Raw genomic sequence first — 17168 nt, 5'->3', positions numbered from 1 at the left:
GGGAGATTGTCCTCGGGCGGACGACGGTTGCATGGGGCGGACGACAGGTGCATGGGGAAGATGAACGGTTTGCCTAGGGACCGTGGTAAACCGCCGGGTTCTGCCGACAGCGAACTCCGGAACACCGCGGGAGCGTTGACGGTTGGATCACACATAGGGACTTGGTTCGTGCAGATTTCCGTACGGGACTAAACTGGGCAGATGGTCCATCAGAGGGGACACCATGTTCGAGAGATTTACTGACCGTGCTCGTCGCGTGGTCGTGCTTGCCCAAGAAGAGGCACGCATGCTCAGCCACAACTACATCGGCACGGAGCACATCCTCCTGGGTCTGATCCACGAGGGTGAGGGTGTCGCAGCCAAGGCTCTGGAGAGCCTCGACATCTCGCTGGAGGCCGTTCGCGGCCAGGTCGAGGACATCATCGGCCAGGGCCAGCAGGCGCCGAGCGGGCACATTCCCTTCACGCCGCGCGCCAAAAAGGTCCTTGAGCTGAGCTTGCGCGAGGCCCTGCAGCTCGGACACAACTACATCGGCACCGAGCACATCCTGCTCGGCCTGATCCGCGAGGGTGAGGGCGTCGCCGCCCAGGTCCTGGTCAAGCTGGGCGCCGACCTCAATCGCGTACGCCAGCAGGTCATCACGCTCGTCAGCGGCTTCCAGGGCAAGGAGGCCGAACAGGCCGGCGCCCCGAGCGAGTCCGCGCCCAGCACGTCCGCCGTGCTCGACCAGTTCGGTCGCAACCTGACCCAGGCCGCCCGCGAGGGCAAGCTCGACCCGGTCATCGGACGTGACGACGAGGCCGAGCGCGTGATGCAGACGCTGTCCCGACGCACCAAGAACAACCCGGTGCTTGTCGGCGAGCCCGGCGTCGGCAAGACCGCCGTCGTCGAGAGCCTCGCCCAGGACATCGTCCGGGGCGACGTGCCCGAGACGCTCAAGGACAAGCAGATCTACACGCTCGACCTCGGCGCACTGGTGGCCGGCTCGCGCTATCGCGGTGACTTCGAGGAGCGGCTCAAGAAGGTCCTCAAGGAGATCCGCACCCGCGGCGACATCATCTTGTTCATCGACGAGATCCATACCCTCGTGGGTGCCGGTGCCGCCGAAGGCGCGATCGACGCCGCCAGCATCCTCAAGCCGATGCTGGCCCGCGGTGAGCTGCAGACGATCGGCGCGACGACGCTGGATGAATACCGCAAGCACTTCGAGAAGGACGCCGCCCTCAACCGCCGGTTCCAGCCGATCCTGGTCGAGGAGCCCTCGGTGCTCGACACCGTCGAGATCCTCAAGGGACTGCGTGACCGCTACGAGGCGCACCACCGCGTCTCCATCACCGACGACGCCCTCGTGGCGGCCGCGACGATGGGTGACCGCTATGTCTCGGACCGGTTCCTGCCGGACAAGGCGATCGACCTGATCGACGAGGCCGGCGCCCGCCTGCGCATCCGCCGCATGGCGACCCCGCCGGAGCTCAAGGAGTTCGACGACAAGATCGTCGATGTCCGCCGTCGCAAGGAAGGCGCCATCGACGCGCAGGACTTCGAGGCCGCCGCCTCCCTGCGCGACGAGGAGAAGAAGCTCATCAACGCCAAGGGCGAACGGGAGAGGGCCTGGAAGTCCGGCGACCTCGACACCGTCGCGGTCGTCGACGAGCAGCTCATCGCCGAGGTTCTCGCCAAGGCCACCGGCATCCCCGTCGGTCAGCTCAGCGAGGCCGAGTCGAGCCGCCTGCTCAACATGGAGACCGAGCTGCACGAGCGGGTCATCGGCCAGGACGAAGCCATCAAGGCCCTGTCCCGGGCCATCCGTCGGACGCGTGCGGGGCTCAAGGACCCCAAGCGTCCGGGCGGATCGTTCATCTTCGCCGGACCTTCGGGTGTTGGCAAGACCTGGCTGTCCAAGGCGCTCGCCAACTTCCTGTTCGGCGACGAGGACTCCCTGATCCAGCTCGACATGTCGGAGTACAGCGAGAAGCACACCGTCTCGCGGCTGTTCGGCTCGCCTCCGGGCTACGTCGGCTACGAAGAGGGCGGCCAGCTCACCGAGAAGGTGCGTCGCAAGCCGTTCTCGGTCGTGCTGTTCGATGAGATCGAGAAGGCGCACCCCGACATCTTCAACTCGCTGTTGCAGATCCTCGAGGAAGGTCACCTGACCGATGGTCAGGGTCGTGTCGTCAACTTCAAGAACGCGGTCGTCATCATGACCACCAACCTCGGTGCGCGGGAGATCTCCAAGGGGGTCAACCTGGGCTTCAGCCAGGCCGGCGACACCGCGGGGTCCTACAACAAGATGAAGGAACGCGTCTCGATCGAGCTCAAGCAGCACTTCCGGCCCGAGTTCCTCAACCGAGTCGACGAGATCATCGTCTTCCCGCCGCTGACGCAGGAAGAGATCCTGCAGATGGTGGACATGATGATCGACTCGCTCGAGAAGCGTCTTGCCGAGAAGGACATGAACATCGAGCTCACCCTCGAGGCCAAGGACCTGCTGTCCAGGCGTGGTTTCGACCCCGTGCTGGGTGCGCGTCCGTTGCGCCGCACGGTGCAGCGCGAGATCGAGGACGTCATGGCCGAGAAGCTGCTCTATGGCGAGCTGCGACCGGGCCAGCTCGTGCTGGTCGGCGTGGAGGGCGAGGGCGCCGAGGCAGTCTTCACCTTCGAGGGCCGCAACAAGGCCGAGCTCGAGCTGGAGATGCCCGACGTCCCACCGGCCGTCGAGGCCAGCGCCGAGTAGCCACTCGCCGCACACACGACAAAGCCCCCACCCTCGAGGGTGGGGGCTTCGTCGTTGGCCCGATCCCGGACCAGCGAGGTCAGTGGGATGTCTGGAAGTTCAGCAGGACGACGCCACCGATGATCAGAGCGATCGCCGTGACCTTGACCAGGTTGATCGGCTCATCGAGGAACAGCACGCCCACCACGGCGATCGCGGCGGTGCCCAGACCGGCCCAGATGGCGTACGTGATCGAGACCGGGATCTCCTTGACGACGATGGTCAGCAACCAGATCGACAGGGCATAGCCGCCGACCACGATCGCGGTCCACATCGGGTTGGTGAATCCTTGGGCGCGAGGAAGAGCGGCGGTCGCGAGCACCTCGGTGGTGATCGCGACGGCCAGCAGTGCTGAAGCGACGAGCATGATTCCCTGACTTTCTGTAGCATCTGCTACATCAATCAATGTAGCAGATGCTACGTTCGTGGGGATGAGCAAGCGCGACGACCTGACCGAGGCAGCCACCGACTACGCGCTGGCGCACGGGCTGATCGGCCTGAGCCTGCGCCCACTCGCGGCTGCGCTCGGCACCAGTGATCGCATGTTGATCTATCACTTCGGGTCCAAGGACGAGCTGGTTGCTGCAGTCCTGGAGACCTCGAACCAGCGCTCGATGGCGCTCTTCGGTGCGATGCCGCCGTCGACCTCGCTACGGGCTGCGGTGATCGATCAGTGGGAGATGTGGACAGCTCAGCAGGTCCAACAGTGCCAACGGATGTATGTCGAGGCGGCTGCGCTCGGCCTGTTCGGCCGGGAGCCCTATGCCTCCTCGGTGCGCGAGTCGAACGTCGGTTGGCTGGATACCATCGCTGCGCAGCTGATCCGCTCGGGTGTCGGCGTCGATCGGGCGCCGCGGCTTGCAGCCTTGATCGATGCGACGTTCAACGGGGTGTTCCTCGACCGTCCCCTCGACGGTGACGACACCGCACGGCAGATCGTCGAAGATCTCGCCGAAGCAATCGCCTGACTCGCTACCGGTCAGTGGGGGAGGGCGAAGGCATCTTCACCCACAGGCTCGACGAGCCCGTCCGCGACGAGTCCGTCCAGGGCCCGCTCGCGCTGCATCGCATCGGTCCATACGAGGTCCAGGGCCGCTTTCGGCACGGGTGCAGTCGCGTCCCGGAGCACCGCCATCAATCGGCCGCGGCACTGGCGATCCGTGCCGTGCCAGGCCTGCCCGCGTCGCGGTGGGCCGTCGTACGCCGGATAGCCTGCCGCGCGCCATCGGCACTGGTCTGCGACCGGACACTCCTCGCAGCGTGGTGACCGTGCCGAGCAGATCAGCGCGCCGAGCTCCATGGTTGCCGCGGCCCATCGATGCGCATCGCGTGCGGGCAGCAGGGCGGCGGCCACATCGCGGTCGGCGCTCGTGACTGCCGGCGCGGGGAATTGCTCGCCGCTGACGACCCGGGCGAAGACTCGCCGGACATTCGTGTCGAGCACGACCGCCCGGCCGGCGAAGCCGAACGACGAGATGGCCGCCGCCGTGTAGGCCCCCACGCCGGGGAGGTCCAGCAGCGCATCGATGGAATCGGGTACTTCTGCGCCGTGACGATCGACGATCGCCGTTGCGGCAGCGTGCAGGCGAAGGGCGCGGCGGGGATATCCGAGCCGGCCCCATGCGCGTACGGCCTCGCCGGCTGAGTCGGCGGCGAGTGCGGCCGGGGTGGGCCACCGCTCGACCCAGGTGCGATAGATCGGCAGAACCCGTGAGACCGGGGTCTGCTGCAGCATGAACTCCGAGACCATGACCGCCCACGGCGATGCGTTGCGGCGCCACGGCAGGTCGCGGGCTGCGACGTCGAACCAGTCAAGGATCGCCCCGTGCACGTGCGTCAGGTCAGCGACCGGCAGAGGAGAGGGTGGCATCGGCATGGCGGATCGATCCTCGCACGCGAGCTGCCGCGCGCCGAGCCCCGTGGCTGGATCAGGGCGCGTCGGGCTCCCGGTGGCGGCGTGCCCGGTTAGCGTGGGCAGGTGAGCCAGAGACGGTTGCCCGCCGAGATCTATTGGCGTCGTCGACTGCTCGTCCTCGCGGCCGTCATCGCGCTCGTCTGGGCAGGATTTCGCTTCGCCGGTGGGGGTGAAGACCCGGAGCCCAAGTCGGCTCCTGCCGCGACGCCGGCGCCATCTGCGACCCCGACAGTGGCGGCGCAGGTCGATGGCCTCGTCAGCGTCAGCCTGGTCAGCGCACGTCGCACGTGTGATCCGGAAAAGATCCGGATGACCCCGACGGTCAAGCCGGATCAGCTCACCCGCGGCCCGGTCCGGATCGGTCTCGTGGTCAGCTCCACCGAGAAGACGGCGTGCACCTTGACCCCGGCCGCCGCCGATCTGGTCGCTGTCATCAGCGCCAACACGACGGCGATCTGGGACTCGACGGTCTGCAAGGACTCACTCCTTCCCGACGCCGTCTCGATCTCACCGCAGTGGGCCACTCTCGTCACGGCGACCTGGTCGGGCCGTGGTTCGGGGGGCGGCTGCTCCGCGGCGGAGGGATACGCGACGCCGGGCACCTACAAGCTCCAGGTCGGCACCTTGGGCGGCGAGCCGGGCAAGGCGACCTTCACGCTCGACCCGCGGCCCAAACCGACCAAGACCAAACCGACCAAGACCGCGCCGACGAAGAGCACGCCGACACCGAAGCCGCCCAAGGGCACGACCAAGCCCAACGACTGAACGATTCAGACGTAGCGTTCGAGGATGCTTGACTCGGCAAGTCGGGACAGCCCTTCGCGGACGCCGCGGGCCCGCAGGTCGCCGACGCCTTCGACTGTCTGGAGGTCCTCGATGCTGGCTGCGAGCAGCTTCTGGAGCGAGCCGAAGTGCTCGATGAGGCGCTCGACGACCGAGATCGGCAGGCGTGGGATGCGGGCGAGCAGTCGATAGCCCCGCGGCGCGAGCGGGCTGTCGAGGGTCTCTTCGGTGCCGATGCGCAGGGCGCGAGCGACCGCACCGAGGTCGACGAGGGCAGTCGACTCGATCGCGGCGAGCTCGGCCAGGACGGCTTCGGGGGTGCGCCCGCGGCGTCCACTCGGCATGTAGTCGCGGATGATCAGCTCGCGTTCGGCATCGACCCCGCCGATGAGCTCCTCGAGCTGGAGGGCGAGGAGGCGACCGTCGGAGCCGAGCTCGAGGACGTAGGTGTCGATCTCACCTGCGATGCGGCTGACCATCTCGAGGCGCTGTGCGACCGCTGAGACGTCACGGACCGTGACGAGGTCCTCGATCTCAAGTGCCGAGAGGGCGTCCGAGACCTCGTCGAGCCGATTGCGATAGCGCTCGAGCGTCTGGAGCGCCTGATTGGCCCGGCCGAGCACGGCTCCGGTGTCCTCCAGGACGTGGCGCAGGTCCTCGAGGTAGAGCGCGATGATGTGCATGGACGCCGAGACCGAGATCACCGGGACGCCCGTCTGCCGGGCGACGCGATCGGCGGTGCGGTGGCGGGTGCCGGTCTCCTCGGTCACGATCGACGGGTCCGGCATCAGGTGCACGCCGGCCATCAGGATCCGGGTGGCATCCCGGTCGAGGACGATCGCGCCGTCCATCTTGGCGAGCTCACGCAGGCCCGTCGCGGTGAAAGGTACGTCGAGGGCGAACCCACCGGTCGACATCGCCTCGATCTGGCGCTCGTTGCCGACCACGATCAGCGCGCCGGTGCGACCCCTGAGGATTCGCTCGAGCCCCTCTCGCAACGAGGTGCCGGGTGCGACCGAGGCGAGGGTTGAGCGCAGGCGCGCGGACGCATCGGCTGCCGCTGCGGCCCGCTCTGCTGCTGAGGCCATGTGCCTCTCACCCCCTGGGTCTGTGGCACCCAGTGTATGCGGAATCAGTAGGGTGCCGTCGAATCGAGACAGGCCATCGCAGCCCGGATGTCGCTGACCGCGGTGACGGCCATCGACGTAGTGAATCCCTCGAGGCCCTCCGAGCCGGCAGGCACGACAGCGCGGCGGAAGCCGATCCGCTCGGCTTCCCGGAGCCGGGCGGCGAGATTGCTGACCTTGCGAACCTCGCCTGCGAGGCCCACCTCGCCGATCGCGACGAGATCGGCCGGGACGGCGGCCTCCTGCTGGGCCGAGGCCGTCGCGATCGCCAGGGCCAGGTCGACCGAGGGCTCGACGAGGCGAGCACCGCCGACCGTCGCGGTGTAGACATCGAGCTCGGAGAGGTTGATCTGGCAGTGCTTGGTGAGGACCGCGAGGATCATCGCGACCCGCGCCGAGTCGAGCCCGCTGGACGTACGGCGCGGGGACGGGGTGGTCGACTTGACGGTCAAGGCCTGGACCTCGGCGAGCAACGGCCGGCGGCCCTCCATCGTCACCGTCACGCAGGTGCCGGGGACGGGCTGCTCGTGCCGGGACACGAAGAGCCCGGTCGGGTCAGGAACCTCGACGATGCCATCATCGACCAGATCGAAGCAGCCGATCTCATCGACGGGGCCGAAGCGGTTCTTGACCGCCCGCAGCAGCCGCAGGCGGGAGCTGCGGTCGCCCTCGAACTGCAGCACGACGTCGACGAGGTGCTCGAGCACCCGGGGGCCAGCGACCGAGCCGTCCTTGGTGACGTGTCCGACCAGGAGCGTGGCGATGTTGTCCCGCTTGGCCCGTTGGATGACGGCGGACGCGACCTCGCGGACCTGGCTGACGCCGCCGGGCACCCCGTCGACATCGGCCGATCCGATGGTCTGCACCGAGTCGACGATCAGGAGCCCGGGCCGGACCGTCTCGACGTGGGTCAGCAGGGCGCCCAGATCGGTCTCCGCGGCAAGGTAGAGGTGGTCGTCGACGGCGCCCGTACGCTCGGCGCGCAGGCGCACCTGAGCAACTGATTCCTCGCCGGAGACGTAGAGTGTGCGCCGGCCGGCGCGGGCCCATCTGGCAGCCACCTCGAGCAGCAGGGTCGACTTGCCGACGCCGGGCTCGCCGGCCAGCAGCAGGACGGCACCGGGCACGACTCCGCCGCCGAGGACGCGGTCGAGCTCTCCGATGCCAGAGGTCGTGGAGCGCGCCGACTCGATCTGGACCTGGCTGATCGGCACGGCGGGCGTGACGACGGGCGCAGGCTGGGTGCGACCCATGCGCACTGGGGCGGCGACGTCGACCGTGCCCCAGGCCTGGCACTCACCGCATCGACCGACCCACTTGCTGGTCGACCACCCGCAGTCGGCGCATACATATGCGGGCCGTGCGGTCTTGGTGGACGCCATGGCGCCAGCCTAGGTGAGGGTTGGGACAAAGTCGGCGATCGACCTCTTCCACCCGCGGCTTCAGATCCGGACGTCGCCATGCGGTGTGGAGAATGTCGCGGCCATGATGCCTGGCAGGCCGTGCGGCGCGGTCCAGTTGACCTCGATCTGCTCGAGTGCAGTGACCGCCGGCTCGCCCAACCAGTCGGACAGCCGGTGCGGGGATCCGGCGATGTCCAGCGATGCCAGGCTGACCTCGGACTCGGCCATCTGCGAGGGGTGCTCGGCCGGGTCGATGTCCCAGCACGTGACGTAGGGGAGCTGCGGGTCGGCCCGCATGCTGCTCGTGCCGATCTGTCGCCACTCGAGGTTGAAGCCGTCAGGTCGGCGGCGGTTTCCCGGCACGGCGTGGCGACCGATGCGACGCTCGACCTCTTCCATGTCGTCGACCGAGACGCACCAGGCCATCCAGCCACCGCCGGCGTCCGAGCGCTCACGTACGACCTTGCCGAAGGCGGCCTTGTCGGAGGCAGGATGGTCGAGCACCTCGACGACCTCGAGGTACTGGCGGTTCTTGAGGGGCAGGATCATGTTGCGGGTGCCGAACCGGGGGTGGGCACCGCCGTCGATGAACGTGGCATCCAGCAGCCGGCCGAGCTCTGCAGTCGTACCGGCGAGGCCGTCAGGGCCGACGGCGAACGAGACGTGGTCGAGGTGCATATTGCATTCTGACCCAGCCCGTGATCGAGCCGACGCATGGGGTCAGCGGTGCGGGTCGGCCGGGTGTGGTGTATTGGCCCCGCCAGCCTCGTGTTCGCTGCAATGGCGGGCCAGCTCGACATATCCGGCCTCGCCCATGAGCTCGGTCAGCTCGTCGCGGTTGGAGACGTAGACCGGCTGGTTCCCGACATGTGCCTCGGTGTTCGACGAGCAGTACCAGTCGAGGTCGGCGCCGCCGGGGCCCCAGCCCGCCCGGGTGTACTCGCCGATCTGGGTCTCGGTGTAAGTCGTCCCGTCGCCGCGGTCGACCTCGCGGTACTGCCGGCGCATCGGCAGCTGCCAGCACACATCGGGCTTGGTCGTGTGCGGCTTGACGTCCTGCTCGAGCGCGTAGCCGTGCAGCGCACACCCATAGCCGCCCGCGAAGCCGAGCGAGTTGTGGAAGATGCACGCGCCCTCGAACGCCCGGGTCTTGAGCTCGCCGTCATCGTCCTTCTCGGTCCAACCGCCGCGACGGCCTTCGTCGTGGCTCTCCCAATGGGTCGGGGTCAGCTGCTCGACGATGGCGCCGACGCGGCGGGCGTCGTCGTCATCGGCGAAGTGCGCGCCGAGCGTGCAACAGCCTGCCTCGGGACTCGAGTCATATATGCCGGGGCAGCCGGCGCCGAAGATGCAGGTCCATCGTGAAGTGAGCCAGGTCAAATCGCAACGAAAGATCTCGGTCGGGTCCGTGGGGTTGGCGAACTCCACGAACGTGCGGGGGAATCCGAGCTCGACTTCGGGCATCACCGTCATGGTAGTCGGAGGCACCCATCCCGGCCGGCCGGCCGACAGTGACAGGATGGGGGTCATGCGCATGGGCGTCCTCGACATCGGATCCAACACCGGTCATCTGCTGGTTGTCGATGCCTTCCGCGGCGGTCCACCGGTCCCGGCCTACAGCTACAAGGAGCCGCTGCGCCTCGCCGACGATCTCGACGCCGGCCAGGCGATGACCGAGGAAGGCGTGACGCGGCTGGTCAAGTACGTCCTCGAGGCCAAGGCTGTCGCTGAGGACAAGGGCTGCACGACGATCATCGCCTTTGCCACGTCTGCGGTGCGTGACGCCGTCAACGTCGACGCCGTCATCGACCGGGTCAACGAGGCCAGCGGACTCAACCTGCAGGTGCTGGCCGGGGCGGACGAGGCGTCCCTGACTTTTCTCGCCGTTCGGCGCTGGTTCGGTTGGTCGGCCGGACGGCTCGGCGTCTTCGACATCGGCGGCGGGTCGCTGGAGCTGGCCGCCGGATCCGATGAGACACCCGAAGTGGCCCAGTCCCTGCCGCTCGGCGCCGGCCGGCTCACCCGTGACTGGATCGATGCGGGCCGCTCGACGCCGGAGCTTCGGCTGCACGTGAGGTCGGCGATCGCGGATGAGGCCGGGGCGATCCTGCGCGGCGGGTCATTCGATCGCGCCGTCGCCACGAGCAAGACCTTCCGCTCGCTCGCACGGATCTGCGGGGCGGCGTCCTCACAGGACGGTCAGTACGTCCGCCGGGTCCTGCAGAAGGCCGATCTGTCCCGTCTCGTCGAGGAGCTCGTGACGATGCGACCCGAGGAGATCGGCAAGCTCCCCGGCGTCTCTCCGGATCGCGCGCACCAGATGCAGGCCGGGGCGATCGTGGCCGAGGCGACGATGGACCTGTTCGACCTCGTCGAGCTCGAGATCTGCCCCTGGGCCATGCGCGAGGGCGTCCTTCTGGAGCATCTCGACGGTCTCTAGAGCCTCCGGACTAGCCTTGGGCACGTGTCCGACCCCATTCGCGTCTCGCTGTCGACCTCCTCGGTCTATCCGGGGTCGACCGCGAGCGGCTTCGAATCGGCCGCCCGGCTCGGATATGACGGGGTCGAGGTCATGGTCGGCATCGACGACGTCAGTGCCGACATCACCGCGATCAAGGCCCTGAGCGCGTTCCACGAGATCCCGGTCGTGTCGATCCATGCGCCGTGCCTGCTCGTGACGCAGCGCGTCTGGGGGAGCGACCCGTGGGGCAAGCTGCACCGCAGCGCCGAGATGGCCCACGAGGTCGGCGCCTCCGTCATCGTGGTGCACCCCCCGTTTCGGTGGCAGCGCGACTACGCCCGCGGATTCGTCGAGGGCATCGCCGACCTGGAGGCGCAGCACGGCGTGAGCTACGCCGTCGAGAACATGTATCCGTGGCGCACCGGAAAGCGGGAGTTCCAGGCATACGCGCCAGGGTGGGACCCACTCGAGCAGGACTATGCACACGTGACGGTCGACCTCTCGCACAGCTCGACCGCGGGAGAGGATCCGGTGGAGATGGCCAAGGCGCTCGGCAGCCGGCTTGCGCATGTGCACATCGCAGACGGCTCGGGCTCGGCCAAGGACGAGCACCTGATCCCGGGCCGCGGCACTCAACCGTGCCGGGAGTTCCTCGAGCATGTCGCCGCCTCGAGCTTCGACGGCGAGATCGTGGTGGAGATCAACACCCGCAAGGCGAAGGACCAGGGTGAGCGCGAGGTCGATCTGCTCGAGGCCCTGGCCTTCACCCGCCTGCACGCCGCCATCTGACCCGCCTTGCAACGATGGGTGGCTAAGTCACCGCTCGGGCAAGGCGCCGGGCCACGACGGCGCCGACGATGATCTGCAGCTGGTGATAGAGCATCAGCGGCAGCACGATCAGCGCCACCTGGTCGCCGGCGAACAACACTGAGGCCATCGGCAGGCCGCTGGCAAGGCTCTTGTTGCTGCCGCAGAAGAGCAGCGGGATGCGATCGGTCCGGGCAAAGCCGAGGAACCGTCCCAGCAGCACGGTCCACCCCATCGTGATGGCGAGCAGGACGACGCACACTGCCACCACCGCGAGCACCGCCCAGACCGTGAGCGACGACCAGACGTCGGCCTCCGCGCCCTCGCTGAATGCGACGAAGACCACGAGGACGATGCTGCTGCGGTCGTAGAGCTTGAGCCGGTCGTCGTGGCGCTCGACGTACTTCCCGATGGCCGGCCGCAGGAGCTGGCCGAGCACGAAGGGCACGAACAGCTGGAGCACGATGCGGATCACCGCACCGGCATCGACCGTGGCGTCGGACGTCATCAGCAGGGCGACCAGAGCCGGGGTGAGGAACACGCCCACCAGGTTGGAGATCGATGCGCTGACCACCGCACCGGCGACATTGCCGCCGGCGATGCGCGTGTAGACAACGCAGGACTGGACCGTCGACGGCACGAGACAGAGCAGCAACACTCCACCGGCGAGGCCGGCCGTCAGGACGGAGGGCTCGAGCAACTGGGCGCCCAGACCCAGCAACGGAAACACGATGAACGTCGTCGACAGGATCGCCGCATGCAGCCGCCAGTGCTTGAGCCCAGCAAGGGTCTCGGCCGTGCAGAGCCGCGCACCGTAGAGGAAGAACAACAGACCGATGGCCAGCAGCGAGACGCTCTTGAGCAGGTCGAGCCCTTCGCCGGTCGCCGGGAAGAACGAGGCCACGACGGCCGCGGCCAGCAGCGCGACGATGAACGGGTCGGGGCGAAGGCGCACGCCCCGACTCTAGACTCAGCGGTATGACTCAACGGATCGCGATCCTCGGGGCCGGCGTGATGGGTGAGACCTTGCTCTCGGCGATCATCGACGGTGGCCACCCAGCATCGGACCTCATCATTTCCGAGAAGCGCGAGGACCGGGCCGCCGAGCTCCGTGAGACGTACGGCGTCGAGGTCACGAGCAACGCCCACGCGGCCAGCGATGCCGAGGTGATCCTCCTCGTCGTCAAGCCCCAGGATGTGCCGGCGCTGCTCGAGGAGATCGTCGCGTCCGTACGCCCGGGGGCAACCGTCGTCTCGCTCGCCGCCGGCATCCGGATCGACACCATGACTGCCGCCCTGCCCGAGGGCGTGGCTGTCATCCGGGCGATGCCCAACACCCCGGCGCTCGTCGGTGAGGGGATGTTCGGCATCTCGCCGGGACCTGACGTCAGTGACGCACAGCTGGCCTGCGTGGTCTCCCTGCTCGAGACCGGCGGCAAGGTCGTCGTGGTCGACGAGGCGCAGCAGGACGGGGTGACTGCGGTCTCGGGCTCCGGCCCGGCCTACGTGTTCTATCTCGCCGAAGCGATGATCGCCGGTGGCGTCGAGGCGGGTCTTGACGAGGCGACCGCCCGAACCCTCGCGACCCAGACGCTCCTGGGCTCCGCCAAGCTGTTGGCCGAGTCCGACGACACGGCCGAGGAGCTGCGCCGCAGGGTGACGTCGCCCAACGGCACGACCCATGCCGCGATCGTGACGTTCGACGAGCGTGGCGTGAAGGAAGGGATCGTCGCCGGTGTCGCTGCGGCGGCAGCCAGATCCGCTGAGCTCTCGGGCTCGGCATAGGCTCAGCGGCATGAGCGAGCGCGCGTGCGTCGTCTTCGACGAGCACCTGATCGAGTACAACTTCGGTCAGGCCCATCCGATGGCGCCGGTCCGCATCGATCTCACGATGGATCTCGCCCGGGAGCTTGGCATCGTCGAGGGTCTCGACGTCGTGGGGGCGATGCCGGCGACGGACGACGACCTCAACCTCATCCATTCGGCGTCCTACATCGAGCGTGTCCACAAGCTCAGCGATCATCCGACCTATTCCGACCCGTCGATCGGCCTCGGCACCGAGGACAACCCGGTGTTCGCCCACATGCACGAGGCGAGCGCGCTGATCGCGGGGGCCAGCGTCGAGGCGGCTCGCCGGGTCTGGACCGGTGAGGCCCCGCGGGCCATCAACATCAGCGGAGGCCTGCACCACGCGATGCCGGGCAACGCGAGCGGCTTCTGCATCTACAACGATGTCGCCCTCGCGATCCGTTGGCTCCTGGACAACGGTGCGCAGCGGGTGGCCTACGTCGACGTCGACGCGCATCACGGCGACGGCGTTCAGCAGATGTTCTGGAACGATCCCCGAGTTCTCACGATCTCGATCCACGAGGGACCACAGTCGTTGTTTCCCGGGACGGGCTTCTCCACCGAGGTCGGCGGCGAGGGGGCCGAGGGCTCGGCGGTCAACATGCCGCTCCCGCCGGGTACGTCCGACGCTGGCTGGCTCCGCGCGTTCCACGCCGTCGTCCCGCCCCTCATCCGCGAGTTCAACCCCGACGTGCTCGTCACCCAGCACGGCTGCGATTCCCACATGGACGATCCGCTCACCAACCTGATGCTCAGCATCGATGGTCAGCGGGCGTCCTATCTCGCGCTCCGCGATCTCGCCGAGGAGGTGTGCGCCGGCAAGTGGGTCGCCACCGGCGGCGGCGGATATGCCGTCATGGACGTCGTGCCCAGAGCGTGGGCGCACCTGCTCGCGATCGTGTCCGGAGCGCCGCTGGACCCCGCCGCGCTCACCCCCGAGAAGTGGCGAGCGCGAGTCGCGCAGCTTCGAGGCATGCCTGGACCGCAGCGGATGACCGACGGCCGGGCCGTCGGTTTTCGCGCGTGGGAGCAGGGCTACGACCCGGCGAGCTGGCTCGATCGCTCGATCCAGGCCACCCGCATCGCCACGTTCCCGCTCAACGGACTCGATCCGCAGCCGTGAGGTCTGAATTCACCCACCGCGCTCCGACCGGAGTGATTTTCGGCAACTACTGTCCCGGAGGCCTCACGAGGCACTAGTCTCAACCAAGGCACGCGCGCTGTTTCTCCGGTGGGGAAGCCGGAGAGCGCGCGTGCCCCTCAGGAGAAGCAGGTGGTGTCATGGCATCCGGACCGACGTTCTTGACCGTCGCCGAAGTGGCAGGTCAAATGCGGGTGTCGAAGATGACGGTCTACCGACTCGTGCACTCCGGCGAGCTCGAGGCCGTCCGTGTGGGCCGATCCTTCCGTGTGCCCGAGCACGCCGTCGTGGAGTTCCTGGGCAAGTCCTACTTCGAGGCCGGCTGAGCGCCGCTCGGCGCTCTCTGCATTCCGCATGTGTCACGTCGACGGTCGGCGACGATCCCGTCCCGAGCCGACGTGTAGGCTGTTCGCAGCCAGAACAGAGGATCCGGGCCGCGCCGAGCGATGGCCCGGTTGCTCGCAATGGCCACCAATCTCAGCACATACAGCCATGATCGTGTGGACAACAAGAATTGAGTAGTGACCCGTGGGTTCAGTCATCAAGAAGCGTCGCAAGCGGATGTCCAAGAAGAAGCACCGCAAGATGCTCAAGCGCACCCGAGTGCAGCGTCGTCGTCTGGGCAAGTAGCCGATGAGCCGGTCCGTCCTGGTCACGGGTGTCGCGGGATCGTTGGCGGCGTACGTCGCGCGCCGTCTCGCGGACCTTGGCGTGGACGGCGGCATCAGCAAGGTCGTCGGCATCGACACGATGCTGCCGCCAGGTGACCTCGGTGGCGTGAAGTTCGTCCGCGCCGACATCCGCACACCGGTCGTGGGCAAGGTCATTGCCGTTGAGGATGTCGACACCGTTGTCCACCTCGACGTGAACCCTCCGAAGCGAGGGCGCTCGGGCGGGGTCAAGGAGCTCAACGTCATCGGCACGATGCAGCTCTTGGCCGCCTGCCAACGCTCGTCGACGGTCAGCAAGTTCATCCTCGGTTCGTCCGCCGCGGTCTACGGCACCTCGCCGCGCGACCCCGCGATGTTCACCGAGTCGTTGCTGGCCCGCGACGGCGTACGCAGCGGATTTCCCAAGGACATCGTCGAGGTCGAGTCGTACGTCCGGGGGTTCGCCCGTCGTCGGCCGGAGGTCATCATCACGACGCTGCGGTCGGCGCAGATCCTCGACCCGGTGATCGAGTCGCCGCTGGCCACCTACTTCTCCAGTCCGGTCCTACCGGCGGTGATGGGCTTCGACCCGCGATTGCAGTTCACGGATCTTCACGATGCATTCCAGGTCCTTCAGCAGGCGATCCTGCACGATCGTCCCGGCACGTTCAACATTGCCGGTGACGGCGTCGTCCTGCTGAGCCAGGCCGCGCGCCGCCTCGGGCGCCCGGTCATCCCGCTGCCGCCCATCGGTTTCGCCACCGCCGCACGTCGCGTGCTCCGTGCCGCCGGCTCGGACATCCCGCCGGACCTGCACCGACTGCTGACCTACGGCCGTGTCGTGGACACCTCCGCACTGCGCGACATCTTCGGCTATGACCTGTCCACCACGTCAGAAGACACCTTCGAAGAGTTTCGCAAGTCGATCAGGCCGGGCATCATGTCGGCTGTGGGGGGACGATCATGACCGACGAGCGCAAGACCATCGGGTCGAGTGGCAAGGCCGGCCGAGGCAACGGTCAGACATCGCCCTCGGCCGCTGCGCGGTCCTTGGCGGGTGGAGTGACGGTCAAGAAGCCGGTCACCAAGACCAAGGCGGCGATCGAGCCGGACACCAAGCCGACATCAAAGAAGGCCGCGCCCGCCAAGCGGACGGCCGCCAAGAAGGCCCCCCCGGTCAAGACCCCGCGGCGCGCCGAGCGCACGGGACCTGCCGCCGCGCCACGCGAGGGCAAGCCCCGCCTGCGCGCCGTCACCGACGAAGACGCGGCCGCGGCTGCGGCAGCTGCCGCTGAAGAGGCCGCGCGTCGGACACGCACGGCCGGGGCCGCTCCGTTGTCGGCCGGCATCCCGATCGACGAGATCATGGTCGCGGTGATCCAAGCCGCCCAGCGCGTGCTCGGCAGCGACTGGGAAGCGCGCGTCGCCACGCTGCTCGCCACCGTCCGCAAGCGCATGAGCGGAGACTATGCGGTCGATGAGTTCGGTTTCGACCCCCAGATCACCGAGGTCCTCATCGCTGCGGTCGAGCCACTCGCCGAGAAGTGGTTCCGGCTCGAGGTCCGAGGCATTGAGAACATCCCCGCCGAGGGCGGGGCCCTGCTTGTCGCCAACCACTCCGGCACGGTGCCGATCGACGGCATCATCACTGGCTACGCGGTCAAGAAGTATGCCGGACGCAACCTTCGCCCTCTCGGCGCCGATCTGGTGTTCTCGCTGCCATTCGTTGGTCAGATCGCCCGCAAGATCGGCGCGACCCTCGCCTGCACCGATGATGCCGAGCGACTGCTCACGACCGGCGAGCTCGCCGGAGTGTGGCCGGAAGGCTTCAAGGGCATCGGCAAGCCGTTTGCCGAGCGCTACAAGCTCCAGCGCTTCGGCCGTGGTGGGTTCGTGTCGTCCGCGATGCGTGCGCAGGTGCCGATCGTGCCGGTCTCGATCGTCGGGGCCGAGGAGATCTATCCCTTGGTGGGCAACGTCCCCTCCGTGGCGCGACTGCTCGGGCTGCCTTACCTGCCGATCACACCGTTCTTCCCGCTGCTCGGCCCGCTGGGCATGATCCCGCTGCCCAGCAAGTGGATCATCGAGTTCGGCGAGCCGATCCGCACCGATGCCTATGACCCGGAGGCGGCAGATGACCCCATGCTGCTGTTCAACGTGACGGACCAGGTCCGCGAGACGATCCAGCAGACGCTCTACAGCCTGCTGGTCGATCGAGGCAACGCGTTCTTCTGAGACCGATTCGCGCTGCCGAATCGTG

General features: G+C 67.9%; 18 protein-coding genes. 11 read left to right on the top strand and 7 right to left on the bottom strand.

Annotated elements, in window-relative coordinates:
* Window positions 1–223: 223 nt before the first annotated feature.
* Complete coding sequence (locus WKF39_RS07485) at window positions 224–2734, top strand: ATP-dependent Clp protease ATP-binding subunit (protein ID WP_340386934.1); 2511 nt, start codon at window positions 224–226, stop codon at window positions 2732–2734.
* A gap of 79 nt (window positions 2735–2813) precedes the next feature.
* On the opposite strand, the gene WKF39_RS07480 is transcribed toward WKF39_RS07485, so the two are convergent.
* Window positions 2814–3140 carry a multidrug efflux SMR transporter gene (locus tag WKF39_RS07480; RefSeq protein WP_340386932.1) on the bottom strand — a complete coding sequence of 109 codons (327 nt, stop codon included), beginning with the start codon at window positions 3138–3140 and terminating at the stop codon, window positions 2814–2816.
* A 64-nt stretch (window positions 3141–3204) separates the two neighbouring features.
* Here WKF39_RS07480 and WKF39_RS07475 point away from each other — a divergent pair, with 64 nt between their 5' ends.
* A complete protein-coding gene (locus WKF39_RS07475) occupies window positions 3205–3741 on the top strand; it encodes a TetR/AcrR family transcriptional regulator (protein ID WP_340386930.1) in 537 nt (178 codons plus the stop codon).
* A gap of 11 nt (window positions 3742–3752) precedes the next feature.
* On the opposite strand, the gene WKF39_RS07470 is transcribed toward WKF39_RS07475, so the two are convergent.
* Window positions 3753–4643, bottom strand: a complete 891-nt coding sequence (locus tag WKF39_RS07470) for an A/G-specific adenine glycosylase (protein ID WP_340386974.1) — start codon at window positions 4641–4643, stop codon at window positions 3753–3755.
* Between the two features lie 108 nt (window positions 4644–4751).
* On the opposite strand from WKF39_RS07470, the gene WKF39_RS07465 reads away from it, so the two are divergent.
* Window positions 4752–5453 carry a hypothetical protein gene (locus tag WKF39_RS07465; RefSeq protein ID WP_340386928.1) on the top strand — a complete coding sequence of 234 codons (702 nt, stop codon included), beginning with the start codon at window positions 4752–4754 and terminating at the stop codon, window positions 5451–5453.
* Between the two features lie 5 nt (window positions 5454–5458).
* On the opposite strand, the gene disA is transcribed toward WKF39_RS07465, so the two are convergent.
* The 4 genes from disA to WKF39_RS07445 are packed head-to-tail and all read right to left on the bottom strand — an operon-like array spanning window position 5459 to window position 9465.
* Window positions 5459–6559 carry a DNA integrity scanning diadenylate cyclase DisA gene (gene disA / locus WKF39_RS07460; RefSeq protein ID WP_340386926.1) on the bottom strand — a complete coding sequence of 367 codons (1101 nt, stop codon included), beginning with the start codon at window positions 6557–6559 and terminating at the stop codon, window positions 5459–5461.
* Between the two features lie 44 nt (window positions 6560–6603).
* A complete protein-coding gene (gene radA / locus WKF39_RS07455; RefSeq protein WP_340386924.1) occupies window positions 6604–7980 on the bottom strand; it encodes a DNA repair protein RadA in 1377 nt (458 codons plus the stop codon).
* A 60-nt stretch (window positions 7981–8040) separates the two neighbouring features.
* Window positions 8041–8679 (bottom strand): VOC family protein, encoded by a 639-nt coding sequence (locus WKF39_RS07450; protein ID WP_340386922.1) that lies wholly within the window; start codon window positions 8677–8679, stop codon window positions 8041–8043.
* Window positions 8680–8721: 42 nt separating this feature from the next.
* Complete coding sequence (locus WKF39_RS07445; protein WP_340386920.1) at window positions 8722–9465, bottom strand: hypothetical protein; 744 nt, start codon at window positions 9463–9465, stop codon at window positions 8722–8724.
* 64 nt (window positions 9466–9529) lie between these two features.
* Here WKF39_RS07445 and WKF39_RS07440 point away from each other — a divergent pair, with 64 nt between their 5' ends.
* Window positions 9530–10441 carry a Ppx/GppA phosphatase family protein gene (locus tag WKF39_RS07440; protein ID WP_340386918.1) on the top strand — a complete coding sequence of 304 codons (912 nt, stop codon included), beginning with the start codon at window positions 9530–9532 and terminating at the stop codon, window positions 10439–10441.
* A 24-nt stretch (window positions 10442–10465) separates the two neighbouring features.
* The gene (locus WKF39_RS07435) at window positions 10466–11251 is read left to right on the top strand and encodes a sugar phosphate isomerase/epimerase family protein (protein ID WP_340386916.1); all 786 of its coding nucleotides are present in this window, start codon (window positions 10466–10468) and stop codon (window positions 11249–11251) included.
* A gap of 22 nt (window positions 11252–11273) precedes the next feature.
* Here WKF39_RS07435 and WKF39_RS07430 read toward each other — a convergent pair whose 3' ends face one another.
* On the bottom strand, window positions 11274–12224 hold the full coding sequence (locus tag WKF39_RS07430; protein ID WP_340386914.1) for a bile acid:sodium symporter family protein: 951 nt from the start codon (window positions 12222–12224) through the stop codon (window positions 11274–11276).
* A gap of 23 nt (window positions 12225–12247) precedes the next feature.
* On the opposite strand from WKF39_RS07430, the gene proC reads away from it, so the two are divergent.
* The 6 genes from proC (at window position 12248) to WKF39_RS07400 (ending at window position 17143) form a co-directional block, all read left to right on the top strand.
* Window positions 12248–13054, top strand: a complete 807-nt coding sequence (gene proC / locus WKF39_RS07425; protein ID WP_340386912.1) for a pyrroline-5-carboxylate reductase — start codon at window positions 12248–12250, stop codon at window positions 13052–13054.
* Window positions 13055–13064: 10 nt separating this feature from the next.
* On the top strand, window positions 13065–14240 hold the full coding sequence (locus WKF39_RS07420; RefSeq protein ID WP_340386911.1) for an acetoin utilization protein AcuC: 1176 nt from the start codon (window positions 13065–13067) through the stop codon (window positions 14238–14240).
* Window positions 14241–14398: 158 nt separating this feature from the next.
* Window positions 14399–14584: a helix-turn-helix domain-containing protein gene (locus WKF39_RS07415; protein WP_340386909.1), complete on the top strand. Its 186-nt coding sequence runs from the start codon at window positions 14399–14401 to the stop codon at window positions 14582–14584.
* A gap of 202 nt (window positions 14585–14786) precedes the next feature.
* Window positions 14787–14888 (top strand): AURKAIP1/COX24 domain-containing protein, encoded by a 102-nt coding sequence (locus WKF39_RS07410; protein WP_019143756.1) that lies wholly within the window; start codon window positions 14787–14789, stop codon window positions 14886–14888.
* A gap of 3 nt (window positions 14889–14891) precedes the next feature.
* Window positions 14892–15875 (top strand): NAD-dependent epimerase/dehydratase family protein, encoded by a 984-nt coding sequence (locus WKF39_RS07405; protein WP_340386904.1) that lies wholly within the window; start codon window positions 14892–14894, stop codon window positions 15873–15875.
* A complete protein-coding gene (locus WKF39_RS07400) occupies window positions 15872–17143 on the top strand; it encodes a 1-acyl-sn-glycerol-3-phosphate acyltransferase (RefSeq protein ID WP_340386902.1) in 1272 nt (423 codons plus the stop codon). The genes WKF39_RS07405 and WKF39_RS07400 overlap by 4 nt, the downstream gene beginning before the upstream one ends.
* The last annotated feature ends 25 nt before the right edge of the window (window positions 17144–17168 follow it).

Source organism: Aeromicrobium sp., assembly GCF_037719875.1.
Classification (GTDB): Bacteria; Actinomycetota; Actinomycetes; order Propionibacteriales; family Nocardioidaceae; genus Aeromicrobium.
The sequence above is the reverse complement of the archived record's forward strand: the minus strand, read 5'-3'. Positions and strand labels throughout refer to the sequence as shown.